The organism is Rhodococcus sp. 05-2254-2, assembly GCF_002259095.1.
Lineage (GTDB): Bacteria > Actinomycetota > Actinomycetes > Mycobacteriales > Mycobacteriaceae > Rhodococcoides.
Genome location: NZ_NOZJ01000008.1, coordinates 191,674 through 214,660 on the forward strand (window position 1 = coordinate 191,674; position 22,987 = coordinate 214,660).

Below are 22,987 nucleotides of genomic sequence, written 5' to 3' on the forward strand. Positions count from 1 at the left end.
ACTCCTGGCTGATCCCTCGACGCCCTTCTGGGGCAAAATCGAGGGCATGGTTGATTCCTGAACAATCGTCAAACCTATTGTGTCCAGAAAACAACCCTACGGACCAGCGAAATAGCCTAAAACGTACTGCAGACCTGTTATTTGTCGTCACTCTGTGACATATCACTGGGCGAGTCCGACAGAAGGTCTGCGGTCACTGTGGATAGTCACATATCCAGGTCATGATGTCCGAGGCGGTCAGCGGCACGCTCTCCATCAGGAGAGTAATCCGTGTGAGCATCTGAATCGAACGAGCTGTGTCGATCGCGAGTCCAGCTGACCCACGGCTGCGTCCCTGAAATCTGCATAGGTGCGCATTGTTCGCTGGAACCGACGATGCTGTCCGGCGGCCGTGGGACCCCGCATGCTGGCCGATGTGTGCTGTTCAGTGCGGGTAGCGCCGCAGAATCGCTCGGGCGGCTTGGGTGACGGTGGCTCGGTCGAAGGTCTGCACGAAGTCGAAAGTGCGGTCGAGGTCAGGGCCGTTGTCGTGGCGGTCACGTGCGGACAGAAGTGCCGCGTGGTGTGGACCGAGGGTGATGACGGTCCACTCCTGGACGAGTGGGTCGCCCGGGTCGAGTGGGGCATGTCGAACGTTGCCGTCGACGAGGGCGGGTAGGCCCACGCCGTAGACCCCGGCGAAACCAATGGTTTCTGCGAGATGATGCCATCGAGCGGAGGTGGTGGGTGTGAAGTGTTGTGCGCGTTGGAAAGTGCCGAGTGCGATCATCGATGATCCGGACGCTGCGGCGTGCGCTTCGAGGGATTTGCTCATCTGAATCAACAGCTTTTTCGTTCCCCGCCGGGCGGTGGCGTGTGCCGAGGCAATGGCGTAGGGGGTGCTCGAGTCGGTGGTCGGTGTGGTCCAGACCGGGTCGGCGGGCATAGGAACGACCGGCTCGTCGAGGAGCTCGGCAGGGTCTTCGACTGCCGGGAACAGCTGCCCCGTTCCGTATGTGGCTCCGATGGTGATCGCGGCCAGGCGGGTGGCTTCGGTGTCGACGCCTTCGGCGACGATCACTGCGTGGGAGCGCTCGGCGTAGGCGGCGAGGGCATGAGTGGTGGTTCCGACGTCGTGTCCGGTTTCGGTGAGCAGGTCCGCTGCGGTGATGACGATGTCGGGCTCGATCAACGGCAGAAGGGTCGTCGCGTGGGGGTGGTCTCCGACGCCGTCGAGTGCGATCAGCTTTCCGCCGGTCCGCGCGGATGCTATCGCGGCCATGGCCTGGTGGGGGTCGGCGAGGACGGCTGAGGCGTCGACGGTGACGACGACGCGTTCGAGCATCGTCGATGTGCGTTCGCGGTCGCTGTCGTCGAGGGCGCGGCGTGACTGCGCATCGACGGTGAGGATCAGGGGCAGGTGTTCGGCGAGGGTACGTGCAGGTGCGGTGTTCGCAAGTGTGGTCTTGTGCAGATCGAATTGGGGTCGCTGCTGCATCAGGTGTGCGGCGCGGCGCAGCGCGTCAGCGGAGTCCAGTGCAGAGCCGGCAGGGCCTCGTAGTTGGAGTTCGGCTCCGGCAAGGGCGTTGTCGTCGAGTCGTCGGATGGGTGCGAACTGCATGGTGACGACCAGTCCTATCGATTCCGAGAACGAGGTGGACGGTGAATGCGCGGTCTCGGTGTCGCGATGTGCTGCCATGCAAAATCCTCCCCGGCCACGCGAGGTCGCCCTGGCCTTCGTCGAAAACCGATCCGAAGTCAGACGGATATGTCGATACGAGTGCCGGCGACTCGACACCGAACCGACAATACCGCGCGAGGCGATCGCGCTGCCACGACACGTCTTCGAGCGGTCGCCTCCGGCTCAACCGGTCGCTGTGGAACTCTGAGTGCGGACCGTCTGTAGACGCACGAACGCGCCTACCGGACCGGTAGCGCCGATGCGGAACAATGACCGTGATGCCGAACGAACCTGTTGACGACGACTCCGAGACAACCCAGCACGCCCGCTTCGGATTTCCCTACCGCTGGAGACAGATCGACCCGGCGCGCCGCGGAATCGTGCTGGCGTGGTTGGCATTCACCGTCACCTTCGGGGGTGCCCGGCTGGTCACCTGGCTTATACATATCGACACCAGCGATGTCGGCGACATCAGCGCCGGCGGAGTGCACCTGCACCACTACCTGTGGGGGATTCTGTTGCTGGCAGCCGTCGCCGTCTTCGGTCTCGTGGACCGTTCGCCACGGACACGGTCGTGGATGGGAGCGGTACTCGGGGTGGCCCTGGCGCTGATCGTCGACGAAGCAGCATTGCTCATCACGCTCGAAGATGTGTACTGGCACAGCGAGGGCTGGTCATCGATTGCGCTGGCGATCACCATCATCGGCGTCGTGGGGACCGGACTGGTCCTCACACGCAGTGGTGCCGAGCGAGCCGATTGAAACGCATGCTTCACGCGTGTCGAGTATTCGAGCGGCCCGTTCACAGTTCGGGTCGAGCATGCATTCGCGCGACCGCGTCGCGTCCTGTTCGGCACCCCGACAGCGGTCAGGCCGTCAGCCACGGGCCTCATCGAGTCGCCGGCGACGTCGAACTGGAGTAGTACTGTGCGTCGACAGTATCGACTACGTCAGAACCCCTGCATATACTGCGCCGCAGCAGCTTTCGCGAACCTGGCGTCAGCGCGATTCCCTGACGAATCGAAGAGGCCCGGGGTGATCTCGCACTTCACTCGGGGTGAGATCGTAGTGTCGGCGAACCAAGGTCGAGAGCTGAGCGTGCGAGCTGAATCCCCACTCGGCGGCAATATCGCTGATGCTTTTGTTGACTGTCGTCTGCAGCGCGAGAATCGCGCGGTCGAGCCGCTCTTCTCGTATGGTCCTACTGACCGATGTTCCAGCCTGAGCCATCGAACGATTGAGATGCCGCAGCGTCACTCCCAGAGCGGATGCGACGTCGGCGGCGGACAGCTCGGGATTCGAAATGTTGGCCGCGATGAAGGACAGGGCTTGTTGCTGTCGAATCGCACCGAGATCATTTGCCAGTCCGGCCATCGTCGCGATGAATTCCACAAGGGCGGATGACTTCTCGATCTCGATTCGGGGAGCAGAACCGCCGCCTTCCGGGCCGAACAGCGCGCCTGTGAGTGCTTGCACGGTCGCCGACTGAGCACTCGAGACGATCGGTCGGTCGATGTCCGATCGCCCGAATTGCTGCTGCATTGTCTGTCGTGGCACATCGATGAGCAGCTGCCGCATGTCAGACCCGAATGCGAACAAGTACGGGTGAAGGGTGTCGTAGACGATCACATCACCCGCATGCACCGGGAGGCATCCCTCGGGGTGATAGAAGAACCCCGATCCCTCCATGAGGAGGGTAGCGAAAATGGACTCTTTGGGGTGGTTCCGCACCAGATCCGGAGTGCGTTCGATGATGTGAGGGTTGCCATCGATGTGGGCCAGCTTGAGATCGTCGATCTCGAAGTTCGATTCCTGCGCCACCAGGCCCTCGACGGAATAGGTCCCGCATCGCAATCCCACGAGGGCCTCAGCGTTGTAGTGCTCCCAGTATTCGAGCCGGTCCGTGGGTGCGACATCGTCTGTGCGGATAGAACGCACAGCGGTGAGCTGACTCGCAGGCATGACACCTCCACAATGTGATCTGCGCCATCCTACTGCACGTTTCCTATCGCCCCCGCAACAGCCGAGGCCCGTTTCAGATGTCTCAAAGCCGCAAGAAGTTCGACCGGTATCAGAAAGCCGCGCAAGCGAGTGATGCAGTTCACTGATCGAGTCCCATTCGGGACGCGCACTACTCCTCGATCGGAAGACTGACATGCCTGAACAGCCCAACACCGAATTCTGGCAGGACCTCAAGCCCATCGCCGACTACATGAAGCCGGATGCTCAACCGGAGGTTTTTCACCAATTCGCACCGGTGGACGACGAGCGCTACTACGTACCGTTCAGCGACACTGTTGCCTCGCGCCCCTTGTGGATCTCACCCCGCGACAACAGGTGGGCCGATATCCTCTGGTCGAAGACTGCGGGACTGGTCAATCGGCATTACCACCCGCACGAAGTCTTCGCGTACACGATCTCGGGTAAGTGGGGCTACCTCGAGCAGCCGTGGACGGCCACAGCAGGTTCGTTCGTGTTCGAAACTCCCGGCGAGGGCCACACCTTGGTCGCCTACGAGCACGAGGAGCCCATGCGTGCGTTCTTCGTCGTCAAGGGCCCACTGATCTGGCTCGACGAAGACGGAAACTCGACCGGACACTTCGATGTCCACGACTACCTGGCCCTCTGCCGGGAACACTACGACAAGGTGGGTATCGGGGCGGACTACGTCGATACCCTCATCCGCTGATCCCAACTCGAGGCCATGACATGACTGCCATCGATGCGGGACAGGCCGATGCCACCCGCGGTTACCGTCCTCCCCCTCGCGGTGGACATTACGAGAACGTTCTCCTCGCCGTCCTGTTCGGCACTTTCGGTTTCGTCTTCTTCGACCGACTGGCACTGAACTACCTGACTCCGTACTTCAAAGACGAGTTGGGCCTGGACAATTCACATATTGGGCTGTTAGGCGGCGTACCGGCGCTCGCGTGGGCCGTCTCCGGACTGGCCATCGGCTACCTCTCCGACCGCAAGGACCGCCGCAAGCCGTATCTGATCGCGGCGATCATCGTGTTCACCCTGTTTTCGGCCATGTCGGGACTGGTGGGTGGAATCGCCAGTCTCGTCCTGCTCCGTGCAGTCATGGGATGCGCAGAAGGAGGAGTTCTGCCTCTGGCCCAGCCGATGATGATGTACTCCTCGAGTCCCAAACGACGTGGGCTGAACATGGGCATGGTGCAAGGGTCTTCGGCGGGCTTGATCGGAGGCGTGCTAGGACCGTTCGTGACCGTGTGGCTGGCGGAAAGTTTCGGGTGGCGTACGGCGTTCTACGCCACCGTGGTGCCCGGAGTCGTACTCGCGGTCCTCGTCCTGGTGTTCGTTCGCGACTTGCGACTACGGGAGCCGGCGACTTTGGCTCAGGATGCGGCGGACACGGCTGCACCGATTCACCGGGGTGACCCTTCGATGACGTTCTGGCAGGCTCTACGCACACGCAATGTGGCTTTGTGCCTTGTCATTTCGGTGTTCTACCTGACCTGGTTCACCACTACTCAGACTTTCGCTCCGCTGTATCTGAGCGAGATCAAGGGGTTTTCCGGGGGGGAATTGAGTTTCGTGCTCAGTGGCATCGGTATTGCATGGGTGATCTGGGGAGCTCTGGTGCCTGGAATTTCGGATCGAACAGGACGCCGACCAGCAATGATCGTCTTTTCGGCCCTGGCCGTGTTCGCACCGTTGGCCATTGTGTACGTCGGCTCACCGAGCATGTTGTTCGCCGCTCTGATCGTGACGTACACCGGCATGGGGTGCTTCACCTTGATGATGGCGACGATTCCCGCCGAGACCGTGCCCAGGCACCTCATCGCGACCTGCCTCGGTGCCATCATGGGTACCGGCGAGATCATCGGGGGGTTCGTCGCCCCTTGGTTGGCGGGGTTGCTGTCCGACTCGTTCGGTTTGCAGATGAGTATGTTGATCCCAGCAGGTGCCGCAGCAATCGTGGTCGCATTGAGCTTCGGACTGGTCGAAACAGCGCCTTCTCGAACGGAAGAAGTTCGATGACAGCACCAGTCCTGGCTGTGCGCTGGCACGCCGCCAGAGACGTTCGTCTCGACGAGCTTGTCAGAACTCCCCCGGACAGGGGATTCGTCGAGATCGCCGTGGCCTACTGCGGGGTGTGTGGAAGCGACCTGCACGAGATCGCTGACGGCCCACACGCGATACCGGTCGATGCGCCACATCAGCTCTCGGGAATGAGCGCTCCCATAACCCTGGGGCACGAATTCTCGGGAACGGTGTCGGCTGTCGGCGCGGACGTCACCCACGTACGCGTCGGCGATGCAGTTGTCATAGAACCCAACTACAGATGCGGGCGGTGCGACCAATGTCGGATGGGCCGTTACCACACCTGCGCATCGTTCGGCTTCGTCGGCCTGATGGGAAACGGTGGCCTCGCCGAGCGCGCCACAGTGCCCGGATACATGGTGCACCGCCTACCTTCGGGTTTCGACCTCGCGTCGGCAGCAGTACTCGAACCTGCTGCCGTCGCCTTGCACGCGGTTCGACGGTCGTCGTTCACCCCCGGTGGAACCGCTGCCGTCGTCGGACTCGGCCCCGTCGGTCTACTCGTCGGCCAACTCCTGCGTATCAAGGGGGCTTCACGAATTCTGGGTATCGATCCCGAACCCAGCCGCCGAGAGGCTGCACTCACCACTGGGTTCGATCAGGTGGACGATCCGACCACCATCGAACCGGGACAGGCGACGGGCGAAGATGCTGTGGACGTGTCGTTCGAAGTCGTCGGCCGGCAGTCCGCAGTAGACCTCGCGATCTCCCTTGCGCGCTTCGGCGGGGAAATCATACTTCTCGGACTCGCCCCTCGAATCTCCTTGGCAGCATTCGATTTCGTCAACTCGGAAAAGACGCTGAAAGCGAGCGTCGGATACAACAACTGCCACGCCGAACTGATCGACCTCGTCGAATCGGGCACACTCGACCTTCGGCCTTTGATCACGCGAATAGTCCCGTTGCGTCATGCCAGTGAAACGCTCACCCGCATGGCATCAAGTGGCAACACCGGAATCAAAACGCTCGTGGACTGCAGAGCTTGAAGCCCGCCGTCGGCCACCCTGCGTAAACAACCTGTAAGCGAATCCGTCATCGAAGTAACGAAGACGAGACAGCCGCAGGTCCTGTCCTGCAACGGGATTAGGCGTAATACAGACTTCTTCGGCTGCAGGGAATCGGTTCTCCAGCGGAGTGGCAGGCGGGTTTCTGCGCACTGTTGCCGATTTCGTCGAAAACCCCGTCGCGGCAACAAGGCACTACGTAAGCGCGGCATCGACATTCGTACCGGCACCAAGGTCGAGTCCGTCACCGAATCTCCCGACGCAGTCTCTGTGTCACTGTCGTCCGGGGACACCCTCTCGGCCGACCTCGTCCTGGTGTCCGTCGGACGTGGACCCCGCACCGACGGTCTCGGTCTGGCTGAGCAGGGCATCGCCACCGAACGCGGCTTTGTAACCGTCGACGACAACCTCCTCACCACCGTGGACGGCGTCTATGCCGTCGGCGACATCGTGGCGGGATATCAGTTGGCACACCGCGGAGTTCAGCAAGGCATCTTCGTCGCCGAACACATCGCCGGCCTGGCACCGGCACGCATCGACGGCGATCTCGTTCCGCGCGTGACCTATTCACACCCGGAGGTCGCGTCGGTGGGACTCACCGAAAAGGCCGCGGAGCAGACATACGGCACCGTGACCTCCGTTGTCTACGACCTCGGCGGCAACGGCAAGAGCCGCATCCTGTCCACCGCCGGTGGAGTCAAAGTGATTCGAGCCCGTGACGACGGCCCGGTTGTCGGTGTTCACCTCCTCGGTGACCGCGTGGGCGAGCTGATCGGCGAGGCACAACTCGCCGTGGCATGGGAAGCACTGCCATCTGAAGTCGGGAGTTTCGTGCATGCTCACCCCACGCAGAACGAGGCACTCGGTGAGGCGATGATGGCGTTGTCGGGCCGTCCGCTGCACGCGCACAGGTAAGGACGTCGAATTGACCCCTTGACGCCGCACTTGCATTTTGCAAGCATCGACGCATGAGCCTGTTCATCACCTGCCCCGTCGAGAACGTCGAGCGCGCAACCGCCTTCTACACAGCCCTCGGCTGGACGCTCAACCCCGAGATGTCCGACCACAACGTGTCGTGCTTCGCCATCACACCGGGGCAGTACGTCATGCTCGGCAGTCGCGAGATGTACGCGAGAGTGGGCGGCACCGAGGATCTGATCGGCGGACCCGACACCCCGTCGAAGGTCACGGTCTCGTTCGACCTCGGTAGCCGAGAGGCAGTCGACGAGTTGACCGAGCGCGCCGGCGCTGCCGGTGGACGAATCGGAGACACCGATGACTACGCCTTCATGTACCAACGCCAGTTCGACGACCCGGACGGCTACCACTACTCGCCGTTCTGGATGAAGCCGGATACCGATTCGGCCGAATGAGTGACCTGGCCTACGCCCTCGACGTAGTCGGCGCTCGTTGGGCGCTGCTCATCGTGGAGCGGCTACTCGATGGGCCGCAACGCTACGGAGATCTGCAGCGCGAACTGGGCGTTCCGACGAACATGCTCGCTACCCGGCTACGCGAACTCGAAGCGGCAGGCGTGTTGACTCGCCTCCCCCTGCGGCACAACACTCGGGCGTATGCGCTGACCGAGAGAGGTCTCGCTTTGCGTGACGCAGTCGGCGCACTCGAGCGCTGGGGCAAAGAAGCTGCACCACCAGTTCGTGATTCCGACGTGAGCGCGACCTGACCGGCACCCTCATCGTCGGCGACCTCATGGGAGTGATTGCACGCGCGGGACAACACACCGAACAACTGCGTGAGAGGGCTGCGGAGACGAGTGAATACGGCACAAGCCCTGATCGTGTTCTACATCGCGATCTGGGTCGGAGTGTCGGCGGTCGCGGCGATCGTCGGCAAACGGGGTGCGCTGTCCTGGGTGGCTGCGGTTGCATGGACCGTCCCCGCCGCCTGGCTGACGCTCGTCGGAGCATGGATTCTTCCGGACCGAAATCTGTACGAGCCTGCGGCCTCGGTCGCACCGTCCGAGCTGTGGCCGGTCTATCTCGCGTTGGCCGTATGGGTGACGCCCTTCGCGGCCGTGGCTGTGTGGCTGCGAAGCGGGAAAGCCGTTCGTAACGCATGCACGGCCTGCGGGATTGCTGCTGCGACGGGCGTAGCAGGGACCCTCTTCCAGATGACCAACCCGGACGAACTGATCTTTCTGACAACTCGAAGCGACCGGCCGCACGTCTACATCATCGTTGGCTTCGCCCTCGCCGTCATCGGGCTGGGTCTCGTCGCAAGCGTCGTCCGGCAACCGGGAAAACGTCACCTCAACCGTCTGATCGCGGGCGCGGTCGCCTTCGGGGGTGCTGGCGTGACCACCTCGATCAGCGGTCTGCTCTGGCTCAGCTGGCTGTGCGTTGTCGCCGCGACAGTCGCTCTGGTCGTCGCAGCGATTCGCGCCGATCGTCGACGCCGAATGCCTAGTCGTCACGAACAGAGCGCAAGCGAACTCGGACAGGGTGGCCACGCGCGGTCGGCGTGATCGAGAAACCCGGTCCTGCCTTATCCTTTCCCTGCAGGCGGTCGGGCGCAGATGGCAACGAGCGTGCGCGTTGGTCCGTGTCGATTCAGCCGTCGCGGTCGGTCTTGCGTACATACAACGAAAGCCCCGAAACCGTGATGGTTTCGGGGCTTTCGAGCAGGTGCGTCAGACGTTCAGATCCTCGTCCCGACGGTTCTTGATGCGCGAGGTTGCCACGAAGGAGATGGCCGCCAGGATCATCAGGTAGATCGAGATCGACATCGAGGTGCCGGTTCCGTTGAACAGTGCCTCGGAGATGGTCGGAACGAAGGCTCCACCGAGTACGGTACCGATGGCGTAGCCGATGGATGCTCCACTGAACCGGACTGCTGCGGGGAACATTTCGGCGTACAGAGCCGGCTGCGGACCGTACGACAACCCGAGTCCGACGGCGAACAGTCCGAGGGCCACGTAGATCCAGTGCAGTTCACCGGTGTCGACGAGCAAGAAGAACGGGATGGCGCACAACACCATTGCCGCGTTACCGAGGTTCATGATGGTGGTCCGGGCGTAGCGATCGGACAGATGCGCACCGAGGAGGGTGAAGATTCCCCACACGATGGCAGCGAACAAACTTGCCACCAAAACGTCCACGCGGGCCAGCCCGTGCTCACGCGTCGAATACGCCACGATGAAGCCGCCGACGATGATGTAGCCGTTGCCGTTGGTGCCGATGAACGACAGCGCGGCCAGCATGACCTGTTTCTTGTTGGTGCGCCACAGTGCACGAACCGGAGTGTGGTTGCGCTCCTTGCGTTCTGCGAGCTCCTTGAACACCGGAGTCTCCTCGACGCGGCGTCGGATGTAGAAACCGACGAGGATGAGCACGAAGCTGATCAGGAACGGGATGCGCCAGCCCCAGGCCTCGAACTGCTCCTCACTGAGCAAGCCGGTGCACAATGCCAACGTTCCTACCGCGATGAGCATGCCGAGCGGAACGCCCATCTGGGTTGCCGCGCCATAGATTCCGCGCTTGCCCTTCGGTGCATGCTCGACGGCCATCAGCGCCGCGCCGCCCCATTCGCCACCGGTGGAGAATCCCTGCAGGATGCGCAGCACGATCAGAATGATCGGGGCCCAGATGCCGATGGTCGCGTAGGTGGGGAGCAGTCCCATGCCCACGGTGGCCGCACCCATCAATGTCAGGGTCGCGATGAGGACTTTCTTGCGGCCGATCTTGTCACCGAAGTAGCCGGCGACGATGGCCCCGAGTGGACGGAAGATGAAGCTGATGCCGATCGTGACATAGGCGACGAGCTGTCCGGACGAACCCATGGGCGCGAAGAACAGTTGCGCGAAGATCAGCGACGCCGCCTGCGCGTAGATGAAGAAGTCGTACCACTCGACGGTGGTGCCGACCATGCTGGCCATGGCGGCGCGGCGATGCTCACGCGACACCCCGGTGGGCGTCTCGACCTGGGTTGACATCGACTTGTCTCGTTTCGTTCGGGCTCCGGCACTCGGGCATCGAGCGGCAGTTCGGAGTGATGTGGGGCGGGGTTGTGATGGGTGAAGGTCGGTGATTCCTGCAACCGCAGAAGCGGATGAAACTCACCGTCCATTCGGTCGGTAATTACTGTGACCGGCGCCACCACAGTTTGTCAAGGTGGTAGCAGGCATAACAAGACCGTTGACGCAGTTCGTCGGAAACTACCGATCCGAGCCCTCGGGTTCGTTCGAAACGACGCAGACATCCGAAGTGACGGAAGGTCATACTCGAACTCATGTCTGCACCGACGTCGACTCTCGTTCAGCGCTCTCCGATCATCGACGAACTGATGCGTGCGCTGGGTGCCGACGCGGTGATCACCGACCCCGATATCCTCGAGAGCTACCGTCACGACGCAGCCGCTCTGTGTGAATCCGCGCTTCCGCTGGCCGCGGTGCTGCCGACCACGGAATCGGACGTCCAGGCAATCATGAGCATTGCGTCGGCGCACCGCATTCCCGTTGTCCCGCAGGGAGCGTTGACCGGCTTGGCCGGAGCCGCGAACACCAGCGTCGGAGCCATTGCCCTCAACACCCGGCGCATGAACAAGATCATCGAGCTCGACGTCGTCAACCGCGTCGCCGTCGTGCAACCCGGCGTGACGAACAAGCAACTCAAAGATGCTGCCCTGCAGCAAGGGTTGACGTATCTACCCGACCCGTCCAGCTGGGAGGCGTCGACGGTCGGTGGGAACATCGCCACCAACGCCGGTGGCCTGTGCTGCGTGAAGTACGGCGTCACAGCACGATTCGTGCGTGGACTGCGTGTTGTTCTCGCCGATGGCCGGGCGACCTTCGTCGGCCGACGCACCGTCAAGGGCGTGGCCGGGCTGTCGCTCGCCGATCTGTTCGTCGGGTCCGAGGGCACACTCGGCATCATCACCGAGGCCACCGTCGGCCTCGACTTTCCGGCTGCCACACCGCTGACGATGGCCGCGACATTCCCCTCGACCGTCGCTGCCGGAGAGGCGGTGACGCGGATTCGTGCCGCCGGTATCACCCCGAGCCTGTTCGAGCTGCTGGATCGCACCACGATCGCCGCGATCGACGCCTACGCCCGGATGGATTTCGGTACCGATGCCGCGGCCGTGCTGATCGCCCAATCCGACATCGGCGCAGGCGCTGTGGAGGAGCTCGAGGCCATCGCCGCACTCTGCACCGAATCCGGTGCGACCGATGTGGCTGTCGCCGAGGACGAGGTCGAGTCGGAGCAACTCGTGCAGGCCCGTCGGCTGGCGTACCCCGCACTCGAGCGTCTCGGTTCTCCGTTAGTCGACGATGTGTCCGTTCCGATTTCGCATCTGGCCGCGATGATCGACGAGGTCGGGCGCATCGCCGAGCGCATCGGGATCGTCATCGGCGTCGTCGGTCACGCGGGGGACGGAAACATCCATCCCACGGTCATCGTGAACCCGACGGACCCACAGTCGTTGACGGACGCTCACCGCGCGTTCGACGAGATCGCAGCGTTCGCCCTCTCGCTCGGCGGAACCATTACGGGCGAGCACGGAGTCGGGCTGCTCAAGCGGGACCTACTCGAGACCGAACTCGATTCGGTTGCAGCAGAACTGCAGCGTGGCATCAAGGAATTGCTCGACCCGCACTACCTGCTCAACCCAGGAAAGGTCCTCACCGCCCGGACGTGAACCGGAGCGCCATCCACACCAGCAGTCGGGTGTCCGCGTCGTCGAGATCGAGGCCGAACAGCTCCTTGGTACGCCGCAGTCGATAGCGAAAGGTGTTGGGGTGCAGATACAGCGATGCAGACGCGGCGGCAACATTGGACTCGTGCGCCAGCAGCGCCAGCACCGTCGCGGAGTACTCGGTACCTTCGGCTGCGTCGCAGGCGAGCATCTTCTCGACGGCCGGTATGGCCAACGGGACGTCCGACAGCGCATCAGACGCTCTACGTAGTGTGACCGACACCCGACTCTGCCGAAAGGTCGTCGTCACACCGTCCCCGACCGCGTCGAGTACCCACTGCGCATGTCGACGTGCCACTGTCGGCCGGGCGTCCGGACCGCCGATCGCAAAGGTGACCGATACACCGAATGCGGCCTCCGCCTTGCGTCGAACATCCTCGGCCGCAACGGCGACACCGCGTTCGTCCTCGGCCGCCGTGACCAGCAAAACGGTGTGATCCTCGATGACACAGCCCGAATCCGCCGCGGTGCCGAACGTGAGCTCCAACAGATCGGCCAGCTGCACCAGCTGAGAGTCCGATTGCGCAGACTGGACCCTCCCTGCCAGCACGACGTAGAGGCTGCCGGGCGGTGTGACGGTATCGGGGTCGGTCAGGAGAGCACGCACCCTCGGATTGTCGGCACCGGCCGGATGACGCCGGGCCAGCAGCAGGGGCACCGCAGCTGCTGCCGCACGTGTCATGGCCGCCACCACGCCGGTATCAGGCGGACGTAGGGAAACCCCGGTGGCAATACTCCAGATGGAACCGAGATACTCCTCGTCCACCGAGACGGCCACCGCCAGTCGCGGCAGCACTCCGGGAACGTCGACCACGTGCACCGTCGAGCTCCGCCGGAAGTCGGGGTCGAGGTGATGCACCATGTACTCGGCCGGAACCTGCTTCCCGAGGATCCCGTCTCGACGGACGTCGTCGATCGGCTGGCCCGGTACGGACGAGTAGGCGATGACGAAGCCGAGTGGATCCATCACCGACACAGCGCCGCCCACCGCGGTGGCGGTTGCGTCCGCCAGCGCCGAGAGATCCGCAGTGCTCACCGATTCACAGTACTTCCATGTGCGGTGCCGTTACCGGGCCACGGTGCGACTGTCACCTCGGAATTCGGCGATCAGCTCGTCTCGGCACGTCACCGACACGTCGTACAGACCGTTGCGGCCGAACCTCGCACGCTCGACGGCGTCGGCGACCAGGACGTCACCGGCCTTCGTCGGACGGAGATAGCGAATGTCGCATCGCGCCGCCACGGCCGAGTCCTCGTGTGAATTGCAGGCCATCGCGAACGTTGTGTCCGCCAACAGAAAGACGTAGCCGCCGTGCGTGATGGCGTAGCCGTTGACCATGTCCTCGGTGACGACCATGGACATTCTAGCGTGCCCGGGTGAGAGCTCGATCAAATCGATGCCGAGCTTGCGGGACGCAGCGTCGACCTCGAACATCTCTCGCGCGATGATCGAATCATTCACGGCTGCAGCACCGATTGCTCGTTCTGGGTGAACATGACGGCCCCACCGGTCGCGAAGTTGCGCAGATCTTTGCCTGCCGCCTTCATCTCGGGCGAGGACAGTCCTGCCTTCAGCGACGCCTCGTCCTCGAAATACAGGCTGGCGATCGCGTAATACGGCGGTGGTGAATCGTCGAGTGAATCCAGGGTGCCCCAGGTGAAGTCGACCAGACCTGGAACAGCACGAGCGAGGGGCACGTGCACCTCGGTGTAGTGACGATCGAATGCGGCAGGGTCCTCGGGCATTCCGTAACAGACGGCAACGCGAATACTCATGATGCGTCCTCGGGCTTCGCAACCAGGGTCAGCACGTCGTAGGTGGCGACCGGTTCGTCGTTCTGGTTCACAACCACTGCGTCCCAACGCACCTCACCGTAGTCGGCACTCTGGCGCGGTGTGATCAGCTTGGCCGTGAGCGTCACCGTCAGCGAATCCTCGGCCTTGACGGGCGTGAGAAAACGAAGGCTGTCGACGCCGAAGTTCGCGAGTACAGGGCCCGGTGCCGGATCGACGAACAGTCCGGCTGCAAGCGAGACCACCAGGTAGCCGTGCGCGACGATTCCGCCGAACAGTGGATTGGCCGCGGCCGCTTCGGGATCGGTGTGTGCGTAGAACGTGTCGCCGGTGAACTCCGCGAAATGATCGATGTCGGCGCGGGTGACCTGCCGGGGTCCACCGACGATCGTGTCGCCGAGCTTCAGCTCGCCCAGATTCTTGCGGAACGGATGCACATCGCCGGTGATGCGCGCAGAACCGGCCACCCACTTGTTGCCCACCGCAGTCAGCACATCCGGGGTTCCTTGAATTGCCGTGCGCTGCATGTGGTGCAGCACGCCGCGGATGCCGCCGAGTTCTTCACCACCGCCTGCGCGGCCGGGTCCGCCGTGCACCAGAACTGGCAGCGGCGAGCCGTGGCCGGTCGATTCCTTGGCGTCCTCGGAGTTCAGAACCAGGATGCGGCCATGATACGGAGCGCTGCCCAGCACGATCTCTCGCGCGATCGCCGAATCCTTGGTCACCAGAGATGCGACCAGAGAGCCCTTTCCGCGGGCTACGAGATCGAGCAGGTCCGCAGCGCTGTCGTAGCCGATGACGGTCGAGACGGGACCGAAGGCCTCGATCTCGTGCGGTTCGGATGCGCTCTTGTCGCCGGCCTTCAGCAACACCGGTGCCATGAACGCGCCCGCTCGCTGATCCACCGCATCGGGATCGCCGAAGACCACCGATGCGGACTTGGTGAGTCCCCGAATGGATTTGAGGACTTCGTCACGCTGATCGATGCTGGCGAGGGCACCCATGGTGACCCCCTCGTCTGCCGGATCACCGACGACGACCTTCTCCAGCTTGGCCTTCAGCGCCTCGATGACGGGCTCCACCGAGGCTTGCGGCACCAGCACACGGCGAATGGCCGTGCACTTCTGCCCTGCCTTGGAGGTCATCTCGGTGAAGACAGCCTTGACGAAGAGATCGAACTCCGGATCGGTCTGTGCCACATCCGAACCCAGTATCGACGCATTGAGCGAGTCCGCCTCGGCCGTGAAGTGCAGTCCTTCGCCGACGACGTTGGGGTGTGAGCGCAGGGTCGCAGCGGTGTCGGCGGATCCGGTGAAGGCCACCGAGTCCTGGCCGCCGAGGTGGTCGAGGACTCCGCGGGCACTGCCACACAGCAACTGCACCGAGCCCTCGGGCAGCAGGCCCGATTCGATGATCCGTCGGAACACCAGCTCGGTGAGATATGCAGTTTGGCTGGCGGGCTTGACGATCGACGGCACACCGGCGATTAACGCGGGGGCCAGCTTCTCGAGGAAGCCCCAGACGGGGAAGTTGAACGCATTGATCTGCACGGCGACACCGCGCCGCGAGGTGTAGATGTGCTGACCGAGGAAGGTGCCCTTCTTGCCGAGCTGCTCGATGGCCCCGTCGAGATAGACCGTCTCGTTGGGCAGTTCGCGTCGGGCCTTGCTCGCATAGCTCAGTACGGTGCCGAATCCGCCGTCGATGTCGACTCCGGAATCTCGCACGGTGGCTCCGGTGTGCCGGGAGAGTTGGTAGAACTCCTCCTTGCCGGCCAGCAGTGTCAGGCCCAACTGCTTGAGCAGCGCAGCGCGTTCGTGGAACGTCAATGCCGCGAGCGCGGGCCCTCCGACGGTGCGGGCGTAGTCCACCATGCCTGCGACGTCGAGTCCGCTGGACGACACCCGGGCGATCTCGCTGCCGTCGACGGCGCTCAGCAGCGGCGCTCCCTCATCGGTTGCGGAATACCACGTGCCCTGGGCATAGCTTTCCAGAAGTCTGCTCACAACGCCTCCATCTCACCGTACGTTCGGTCGGTAATTACCATCGCCGTCGAACGCCGAGATGTCAAGACTTGTCCCGCTACGAGCGACGCAACCCGTCGAAGGTCAGTGCCACGACGGCGTCGGCCAATTCCTCGACCGATCCGCCGGTGCGCGGGCGGTACCACTCGATGAGCGAGTTGACCGTGCCGAACACGAGCTTGGACGCCAGCGCCGGGTCGACACCGGGACGCAGGTCGCCTTCCTCGGCCGCAGCCACCACGAGCCCGGTGACGAAGGAATCGAATTCGCGTCGACGGGCGAGGGCGCGTCGCTCGACGTCGGTGTTGCCGCGGACTCGCAGCAATAGCGTGACGTAGGGCAACTCCGCACACAGGATGTCCACACTGCGTCGCACCAGGTATTCGAGGCGGTCGATGTATCGCCCGGTCGTCGCCCGGTCCTCGGTCGTGACGGCGAACAGTGCATTGAGAGCCCGCGACAGCGCGAGTTCGAGCAACTCGGACTTGCCGGACACGTGGTGATAGATCGAGGACTTGGTGATGCCGAGCCGCTTCGCCAGAACTTCCATGCTGGTGCCGTCGTATCCACGGTCGTTGAAGACCTTGACCGCCACTGCCAAGAGGGAGTCCAGGTCGTATCCCGGCCGCCCTGGCTGTCCGGTCTTGCGCGGCGCGCGTGCGGTTGTCATTGCCACATCTTCTCAGTCGATGCCCGATTCCACAGCACCGTGGGCAGCAACCCTTGCCAAACGACCGAACATTCGGTTATTAATGACGCAACCGTAGGAAGGGATTACAAGTGGGCGAAGTATTTCTCGTGGCCGGCGCACGCACCCCGCACGGACGCTACGGCGGAGCACTGTCGACGGTGCGTCCCGACGACCTGGCCGCGATTGTCGTTGCCGAGGCCGTACGTCGCGCGGGTGTGCCCGTCGATCGGATCGACGAGGTCATTCTCGGTGCCGCGAACCAGGCAGGCGAGGACAATCGCGATGTGGCGAGAATGGCGGTTCTGCTCGCAGGACTCCCCCACACGGTGCCGGGATATACCGTCAACCGCCTGTGCGCGAGCGGACTGACGGCAGTGGCGAATGCCGCCAGCACCATTCGCAGCGGCGAGGCCGACATCATCGTGGCCGGTGGCGTCGAGTCCATGACCCGCGCGCCGTGGGTCATGGCCAAGCCGGGAACCGCGTGGGCCAAGCCCGGAGACATCTTCGACACCTCCCTCGGCTGGCGATTCACCAATCCGACCTTCGCAGCCCACGACGCGGGGACCGATCCCAAGATCACCCTGTCGATGGGCGAAACCGCCGAGGAGGTCGCGCTCAGCGAGGGCATCACCCGCGAGGAGTCCGACGCCTTCGCCTACCGCAGTCAGCAGCGTGCCATCGCCGCCCAGGACGCCGGACGCTTCGCCGACGAGATAGTGCCCGTCACGACAAAGAACGGCGAGGTCACCGAGGACGAGACGCCGCGACGCGGAACCACACTCGAGAAGCTCGGCACGCTGAAGACCGTGTTCCGCAAGAACGGCATCGTCACCGCCGGAACGTCCTCACCGTTCACCGACGGCGCGTCGGCGCTGGTCGTGGCATCCGAGGAAGCCGTGAACAAGTACGGCCTCGAGGTACGGGGCCGCATCGTCACCAGTGCGAGCGCAGGCATCGCACCGCACATCATGGGCCTCGGGCCGGTGCCGTCCACACAGAAGGCACTCGCTCGCGCCGGGTGGTCTGCCGACGACCTTGGTGCCGTCGAGCTCAACGAGGCCTTCGCGGCGCAGTCACTCGGCGTCATCCGCCAGTTGAAACTGAACGAGGACATCGTCAATGCCGACGGTGGAGCGATCGCACTCGGCCACCCCCTCGGCTCGTCGGGTGCCCGAATCCTGTTGACGCTGTTGGGCCGCATGGAACGTGAGAAGGCGTCCCGCGGGCTCGCGACGCTCTGTGTCGGCGTCGGGCAAGGCGTGTCGATGTTGATCGAGGCACCGTGAACACACTTGTCGTCGAAGAACTGACGGACCGCGTTGTCGTCACCCTGAGTCGCGAGAAACAGCGCAACGCAATCGATTCCGAGATGATCGGTGAGCTGCACGAGGTGTGCGGGCTCGTGGAGCAGGATCCGAAAATCGTCATCCTGACCGGCGCGGGCGAGCACTTCGCCGGCGGTGCCGACATCAATCAGCTGCGGGCCCGCACCCGCGACGACGCACTGCGCGGTATCAACCGAAACCTGTTCGATCGCATCGCCGCACTGCCCCTGCCGACGATCGCCGCGGTGCGCGGCTACGCCCTCGGGGGCGGAGCCGAGCTGTCCTACGCCTGTGACATCCGGATCGCGGCGCCGACGGCCGTGTTCGGCAATCCCGAACCGGGCCTGGGCATCATGGCTGCCGCCGGGGCCAGCTACCGGTTGCCGACACTGGTGGGAGTGTCCGTCGCGAAGCAGGTACTCCTCGGTGGCCGGACGCTCGACGCAGAGGCGGCACTCCGCTCCGGCTTGGTGCTGGACGTCGTCGACGAGCCGTTGGCCGCGGCGCATTCCCTCGCGGATCGCATTGCGAGACAGGCACCCCTGGCACTGAAGCTGACCAAGAAGATTCTCGATGCGCCCGGTTCACACCCGTGGGCCGACGACATCGCGCAGGCCGTTCTGTTCGAGACCGAAGACAAACAACGCCGAATGACGGCATTTCTGGAGAAGAAGAAATGACAGTTCCCTCTAACGTGGCCGTCGTCGGTGGTGGACGCATGGGTGCAGGCATCGCGCAGGTATTCGCAGCCCTCGGCTCGAGCGTCGTCATTGCCGAAGCAGCCGACCAACAAGCAGCCCTTGGCCGAGTCTCGACCGGACTGGATCGGGCGCACGAGCGCGGCAAACTCAACGAGAATCCCGCTGCGATACTCGCGCGAGTCTCCACCGTCGCCGGGCCCGCGGATCTCCCGGCCGACCTCGACCTGGTCGTCGAGGCCGTTCCCGAGATTCCGGCGCTCAAGGTCGAGGTGTTGGCTCTGATAGACAAAGTTGCATCCGACAACACGGTCATCGCGTCGAACACGAGCTCTATTTCCATCGCCGAACTCGGCGCAGCGCTGAACGATCCGAGTCGCTTCATCGGGATGCACTTCTTCAACCCGGTTCCGGCGTCGACTCTCGTCGAGATCGTGCGTGCCCCGGCCACCTCCCCAGACGTGGTGAAGCGGGTACAGCAGTGGGTGTCGCTCCTGGGCAAGACCGAAGTGCTCGTCAACGACTCCCCCGGCTTTGCGACGTCACGACTCGGAGTCTGCCTCGGGCTCGAAGCCATTCGGATGCTGGAGGAGGGCGTCGCCGACGCCGAATCCATCGATCGCGCCATGGAACTCGGGTACAAGCACCCGATGGGTCCGCTGCGTTCGACCGACCTCGTGGGGTTGGACGTTCGGCTCGCGATCGCAGAACACCTGGCGTCGACACTCGGCGACAGGTTCACTCCCCCGCAGTTGTTGCGAGACATGGTTGCTCGCGGCGACATCGGACGCAAGTCCGGTCGCGGCTTTCACGATTGGACGAACGCATGACGGTACGGTTCGACATCACCGACGGCTTGGCGACCATCACCCTGGCTCGTCCCGAGGCACACAACGCACTCGACATCACGACGAAGGTCTCGCTGGCGGAGGCTGTCCAGAAGGCCACTGCACCCGAGGTGCGCGCCGTCCTCATCACCGCCGAGGGCAAGAACTTCTGCGTCGGCCAGGATCTCGGCGAGCACGTCAGCGCACTCGAGGCCAACCCGGCCACGGCGATGGATACCGTCGGCGAGCATTACAACCCGGTCATCAGAGGACTCGCTGCCCTCGAGGTGCCGATCGTCGTCGCCATCCCCGGCGCGTGCGTCGGCGCAGGTCTCGGGATCGCACTCGCCGGAGACATTCGGGTGGCCGGCACCAAGTCCTCGTTCGCGACGGCGTTCACCGGCATCGCCCTGGCCAGTGACTCGGGATTGAGCTACACGTTGGTCGAGGCGCTGGGATCGAGCCGGGCCGCCGGTCTGATGCTGCTCGGAGACAAGGTCACCGCCGCACAGGCTCTCGACTGGGGCCTGGTGCATCGCGTCGTCGACGACGCCGACGTTCTCGAGACCGCCCGCACGCTGGCCACGACGCTCGCAGCTGGTCCCACCCAGGCCTTCAAGCAGGTCAAGTCGCTGATCGCGCGCTCCGGACTGTCCGACGCACTGGACCGCGAGGCGCAAGCGCAGACCGATCTGGGCCAGACGCAGGACCACAAGGCCGCCGTCGACGCGTTCCTGGCGAAAAAAAGAGCCTCCTTCGTCGGCATGTGAGCGGGAGTGGAGCCTGCGGAACGACCCATGTGAACAGAAACTCGACCCCTGCTACGAGGTTTCGCGCGCGTGCGGCGCAGCCGCTCTTGTGCCCGGGGTCACTTCGAGGCATACTGGTTACCAACCGATCATTCGGTAATGAAAGTAGGACTTATGACCACGTCAAACACCCTGTCCGCCGAAACGCTGCGGGACGGATTCGACGAGACCATTGCCCATGAGCAGCGCGTCGAGCCGCGAGACTGGATGCCCGACGGCTATCGCAAGTCACTCATTCGGCAGATCGCCCAGCACGCGCATTCCGAGATCATCGGAATGCAGCCGGAGGGCAATTGGCTCACCCGCGCGCCGTCGCTGCGCCGCAAAGCGATTCTGATGGCCAAGGTGCAGGACGAGGCCGGCCACGGCCTCTACCTCTACTCCGCCGCGGAGACGCTCGGAGCGGACCGCGCAGACCTGACGGTCAAGCTCATCGAGGGCAAGCAGAAGTACTCCTCGATCTTCAACTACCCCACCCTGACGTACGCCGACGTGGGCACCATCGGCTGGCTCGTCGACGGTGCGGCTATCTGCAATCAGGTTCCCCTGTGCCGCAGCAGCTTCGGTCCCTACGCACGCGCGATGATCCGCGTGTGCAAGGAAGAATCCTTCCACCAGCGCCAGGGCTACGAACTGCTGGCAACGATGATGCGCGGCACCGACGAGCAGCGGGCCATGGTTCAGGAGTCGGTGAATCGCTGGTGGTGGCCGGCACTGATGATGTTCGGTCCGCCGGACGACGAGTCTCCCAACACCGAGCAGTCGATGAAGTGGGGCATCAAGCGCCATACCAACGACGAACTACGCCAACGCTTCGTCGACATGTCGATCCCGCAGGCGAAGGCTCTGGGCGTCACATTCCCGGACCCGGATCTGAAGTGGAACGAAGAGCGTCAGTCGCACGATTTCGGCGAGCCCGATTGGTCCGAGTTCATGCAGGTGATCAAGGGCAACGGTGCCTCCAACGTCGAGCGCATCGCGAATCGTCGCGCAGCGCACGACGGCGGTGCCTGGGTCCGTGAGGCCGCAACCGCATTCGCAGCAAGGAACGCAGCATCATGAGCGAGTTCACCGCCGAGGGCGGCCACGGAGCAGTTCCCACCGACAACGTTCCGGTCGAGCCCAAAAGAGAAGCCGTCAAGGCTGATTGGCCGTTGTACGAGGTGTTCCTGCGCGGCAAGCGCGGCCTGAACCACGTGCATGTCGGATCACTCCACGCTGCCGACGACCACATGGCCCTGCGGCACGCTCGCGACGTCTACACCCGTCGCAACGAGGGCGTCAGCATCTGGGTGGTTCCGTCCAACTCGATCGTCGCGTCGTCCCCGTCGGAGAAGGATCCCTTCTTCGCACCGAGCGGCGACAAGGTGTATCGCCACCCGACGTTCTACGAGATCCCCGACAACGTCCCCCACATGTGAGACCCATTCTTCAAGAGGACAAGCACTCATGACTGATCACGACAGCGCCTACGAGGGCCTCGTCGACGAGGATTCGCACGGGCAATGGGCATTCGGAACGAGTTTCGACGACCCCCTCGCCGGAGTCGACACCACCGTCCCCGACGACGTCGACCTGAAAGCCCTTGCCGCATACTGCCTCATGCTCGGCGACGACGCGCTGATCAGCTCGCAGCGGCTGGCGCAATGGAGCACCCGCGCACCGGAGCTCGAAGAGGAAGTGGCCCTGGCCAACGTCGGCCTCGATCTCCTCGGCCAGGCTCGGCTGCTGCTGGCCCGCGCCGCCAAAGCAGACCCGACGGTGGTGCCGTTCATTTCGGACACCTCTCCCGCACCGGCCGAGGATGCACTGTCGTTCTTCCGCGACGAGGCAGATTTCCGGTGCGTGCGACTCACCGAACTCGACAACGGTGACTTCGCGAAATCCCAGGTCCGCCTGCTGATGTTCGCGACGTGGCGGCTCGCCGTCTTCACTCGGCTGCAGGAATCTCGCGATCCGGTTCTGGCCGCTGTCGCGAGCAAAGGCGTCAAAGAGCTGACCTACCATCGTGACTACGCCGCACGCTGGGTCGTGACGCTGGGTTGCGGAACCGATGAATCCAAGCAACGAGTGCGCGACGCCGTGACCAGAATCTGGCCGTATATCTCCGAGCTGTTTCTCCCCACGGACGAGGAGATCGCCCTGGCCGAGGTGGGCGTTGCCGTCGACCCGCGGGATGTTCGCGAGGAGTTCGATTCCGTTCTCGCACAAGTTCTGCACGCCGCCGAGCTCGAGGCACCCGAGGGTAAATCCGTCGGCACCATCGGCGGCCGCGGGGGTCGACGTGGGATTCATACCGAAGCCTTCGGACCGTTGATCGCCGAGATGCAGGTAGTGGCCAGAGCACATCCGGAGGGAGTCTGGTGACCA

Annotated in this window: 23 protein-coding genes and 1 pseudogene; 16 read left to right on the forward strand and 8 right to left on the reverse strand. The window is 63.7% G+C overall.

Annotated features, from left to right (window positions below; translation table 11 throughout):
- Positions 1 to 424: 424 nt before the first annotated feature.
- The gene (locus tag CH283_RS11020) at positions 425 to 1,678 is read right to left on the reverse strand and encodes an EAL domain-containing protein (protein WP_306436630.1); all 1,254 of its coding nucleotides are present in this window, start codon (positions 1,676 to 1,678) and stop codon (positions 425 to 427) included.
- A 260-nt stretch (positions 1,679 to 1,938) separates the two neighbouring features.
- Between CH283_RS11020 and CH283_RS11030 the strand changes: the two genes are divergently transcribed.
- Positions 1,939 to 2,421 (forward strand): hypothetical protein, encoded by a 483-nt coding sequence (locus tag CH283_RS11030; protein WP_068054537.1) that lies wholly within the window; start codon positions 1,939 to 1,941, stop codon positions 2,419 to 2,421.
- Positions 2,422 to 2,658: 237 nt separating this feature from the next.
- Here CH283_RS11030 and CH283_RS11035 read toward each other — a convergent pair whose 3' ends face one another.
- Entirely contained in the window at positions 2,659 to 3,621 is a 963-nt protein-coding gene (locus CH283_RS11035; RefSeq protein WP_176460215.1) for a helix-turn-helix domain-containing protein, read from the reverse strand.
- 193 nt (positions 3,622 to 3,814) lie between these two features.
- Here CH283_RS11035 and CH283_RS11040 point away from each other — a divergent pair, with 193 nt between their 5' ends.
- The 7 genes and pseudogenes from CH283_RS11040 to CH283_RS11070 all read left to right on the forward strand — a co-directional run bounded on the left by CH283_RS11040 (position 3,815) and on the right by CH283_RS11070 (position 9,216).
- Positions 3,815 to 4,348 carry a 2,4'-dihydroxyacetophenone dioxygenase family protein gene (locus tag CH283_RS11040; protein ID WP_094638811.1) on the forward strand — a complete coding sequence of 178 codons (534 nt, stop codon included), beginning with the start codon at positions 3,815 to 3,817 and terminating at the stop codon, positions 4,346 to 4,348.
- A gap of 20 nt (positions 4,349 to 4,368) precedes the next feature.
- On the forward strand, positions 4,369 to 5,664 hold the full coding sequence (locus CH283_RS11045; RefSeq protein WP_094638812.1) for an MFS transporter: 1,296 nt from the start codon (positions 4,369 to 4,371) through the stop codon (positions 5,662 to 5,664).
- Positions 5,661 to 6,713, forward strand: coding sequence for an alcohol dehydrogenase catalytic domain-containing protein (locus CH283_RS11050; RefSeq protein WP_094638813.1), 1,053 nt, complete (start codon positions 5,661 to 5,663; stop codon positions 6,711 to 6,713). The genes CH283_RS11045 and CH283_RS11050 overlap by 4 nt, the downstream gene beginning before the upstream one ends.
- A gap of 207 nt (positions 6,714 to 6,920) precedes the next feature.
- Positions 6,921 to 7,646 (forward strand): annotated as a pseudogene (locus CH283_RS11055) (FAD-dependent oxidoreductase); the annotation flags it as partial.
- A 53-nt stretch (positions 7,647 to 7,699) separates the two neighbouring features.
- Positions 7,700 to 8,104 carry a VOC family protein gene (locus tag CH283_RS11060; RefSeq protein ID WP_068054518.1) on the forward strand — a complete coding sequence of 135 codons (405 nt, stop codon included), beginning with the start codon at positions 7,700 to 7,702 and terminating at the stop codon, positions 8,102 to 8,104.
- Positions 8,101 to 8,415 carry a winged helix-turn-helix transcriptional regulator gene (locus tag CH283_RS11065; RefSeq protein ID WP_094638814.1) on the forward strand — a complete coding sequence of 105 codons (315 nt, stop codon included), beginning with the start codon at positions 8,101 to 8,103 and terminating at the stop codon, positions 8,413 to 8,415. The genes CH283_RS11060 and CH283_RS11065 overlap by 4 nt, the downstream gene beginning before the upstream one ends.
- Positions 8,416 to 8,505: 90 nt before the next feature.
- The gene (locus tag CH283_RS11070) at positions 8,506 to 9,216 is read left to right on the forward strand and encodes a hypothetical protein (protein ID WP_068054513.1); all 711 of its coding nucleotides are present in this window, start codon (positions 8,506 to 8,508) and stop codon (positions 9,214 to 9,216) included.
- A gap of 165 nt (positions 9,217 to 9,381) precedes the next feature.
- Here CH283_RS11070 and CH283_RS11075 read toward each other — a convergent pair whose 3' ends face one another.
- Positions 9,382 to 10,683 carry an MFS transporter gene (locus CH283_RS11075; RefSeq protein WP_094638815.1) on the reverse strand — a complete coding sequence of 434 codons (1,302 nt, stop codon included), beginning with the start codon at positions 10,681 to 10,683 and terminating at the stop codon, positions 9,382 to 9,384.
- Positions 10,684 to 10,979: 296 nt separating this feature from the next.
- Here CH283_RS11075 and CH283_RS11080 point away from each other — a divergent pair, with 296 nt between their 5' ends.
- Positions 10,980 to 12,389, forward strand: coding sequence for an FAD-binding oxidoreductase (locus CH283_RS11080; protein ID WP_094638816.1), 1,410 nt, complete (start codon positions 10,980 to 10,982; stop codon positions 12,387 to 12,389).
- On the opposite strand, the gene CH283_RS11085 is transcribed toward CH283_RS11080, so the two are convergent.
- The 5 genes from CH283_RS11085 to CH283_RS11105 form a co-directional block, all read right to left on the reverse strand.
- Entirely contained in the window at positions 12,373 to 13,482 is a 1,110-nt protein-coding gene (locus CH283_RS11085; protein WP_094638817.1) for a PucR family transcriptional regulator, read from the reverse strand. The two genes, CH283_RS11080 and CH283_RS11085, sit on opposite strands and share 17 nt — an antisense overlap.
- A gap of 30 nt (positions 13,483 to 13,512) precedes the next feature.
- Positions 13,513 to 13,881 (reverse strand): hydroxyphenylacetyl-CoA thioesterase PaaI, encoded by a 369-nt coding sequence (gene paaI / locus CH283_RS11090; RefSeq protein WP_094638968.1) that lies wholly within the window; start codon positions 13,879 to 13,881, stop codon positions 13,513 to 13,515.
- A gap of 23 nt (positions 13,882 to 13,904) precedes the next feature.
- Positions 13,905 to 14,222, reverse strand: a complete 318-nt coding sequence (locus CH283_RS11095; protein WP_094638818.1) for an EthD family reductase — start codon at positions 14,220 to 14,222, stop codon at positions 13,905 to 13,907.
- Positions 14,219 to 16,246: a phenylacetic acid degradation bifunctional protein PaaZ gene (gene paaZ / locus CH283_RS11100; RefSeq protein WP_094638819.1), complete on the reverse strand. Its 2,028-nt coding sequence runs from the start codon at positions 16,244 to 16,246 to the stop codon at positions 14,219 to 14,221. Before paaZ ends, CH283_RS11095 begins: the two co-directional genes overlap by 4 nt.
- 76 nt (positions 16,247 to 16,322) lie before the next feature.
- Complete coding sequence (locus CH283_RS11105; RefSeq protein WP_094638820.1) at positions 16,323 to 16,934, reverse strand: TetR/AcrR family transcriptional regulator; 612 nt, start codon at positions 16,932 to 16,934, stop codon at positions 16,323 to 16,325.
- A gap of 110 nt (positions 16,935 to 17,044) precedes the next feature.
- On the opposite strand from CH283_RS11105, the gene CH283_RS11110 reads away from it, so the two are divergent.
- The 7 genes from CH283_RS11110 (at position 17,045) to paaC (ending at position 22,984) form a co-directional block, all read left to right on the forward strand.
- Positions 17,045 to 18,244 carry a thiolase family protein gene (locus CH283_RS11110; RefSeq protein ID WP_094638821.1) on the forward strand — a complete coding sequence of 400 codons (1,200 nt, stop codon included), beginning with the start codon at positions 17,045 to 17,047 and terminating at the stop codon, positions 18,242 to 18,244.
- Positions 18,241 to 18,963: an enoyl-CoA hydratase/isomerase family protein gene (locus CH283_RS11115; RefSeq protein ID WP_094638822.1), complete on the forward strand. Its 723-nt coding sequence runs from the start codon at positions 18,241 to 18,243 to the stop codon at positions 18,961 to 18,963. Before CH283_RS11110 ends, CH283_RS11115 begins: the two co-directional genes overlap by 4 nt.
- Positions 18,960 to 19,811: a 3-hydroxyacyl-CoA dehydrogenase family protein gene (locus CH283_RS11120; protein WP_094638823.1), complete on the forward strand. Its 852-nt coding sequence runs from the start codon at positions 18,960 to 18,962 to the stop codon at positions 19,809 to 19,811. The genes CH283_RS11115 and CH283_RS11120 overlap by 4 nt, the downstream gene beginning before the upstream one ends.
- A complete protein-coding gene (locus CH283_RS11125) occupies positions 19,808 to 20,578 on the forward strand; it encodes an enoyl-CoA hydratase/isomerase family protein (RefSeq protein WP_094638824.1) in 771 nt (256 codons plus the stop codon). Before CH283_RS11120 ends, CH283_RS11125 begins: the two co-directional genes overlap by 4 nt.
- Before the next feature lie 153 nt (positions 20,579 to 20,731).
- Positions 20,732 to 21,679: a 1,2-phenylacetyl-CoA epoxidase subunit PaaA gene (gene paaA, locus CH283_RS11130; RefSeq protein ID WP_094638825.1), complete on the forward strand. Its 948-nt coding sequence runs from the start codon at positions 20,732 to 20,734 to the stop codon at positions 21,677 to 21,679.
- The gene (gene paaB, locus CH283_RS11135) at positions 21,676 to 22,038 is read left to right on the forward strand and encodes a 1,2-phenylacetyl-CoA epoxidase subunit PaaB (protein WP_094638826.1); all 363 of its coding nucleotides are present in this window, start codon (positions 21,676 to 21,678) and stop codon (positions 22,036 to 22,038) included. Before paaA ends, paaB begins: the two co-directional genes overlap by 4 nt.
- 28 nt (positions 22,039 to 22,066) lie before the next feature.
- Complete coding sequence (gene paaC, locus CH283_RS11140; RefSeq protein WP_094638827.1) at positions 22,067 to 22,984, forward strand: 1,2-phenylacetyl-CoA epoxidase subunit PaaC; 918 nt, start codon at positions 22,067 to 22,069, stop codon at positions 22,982 to 22,984.
- Positions 22,985 to 22,987 lie beyond the last annotated feature (3 nt).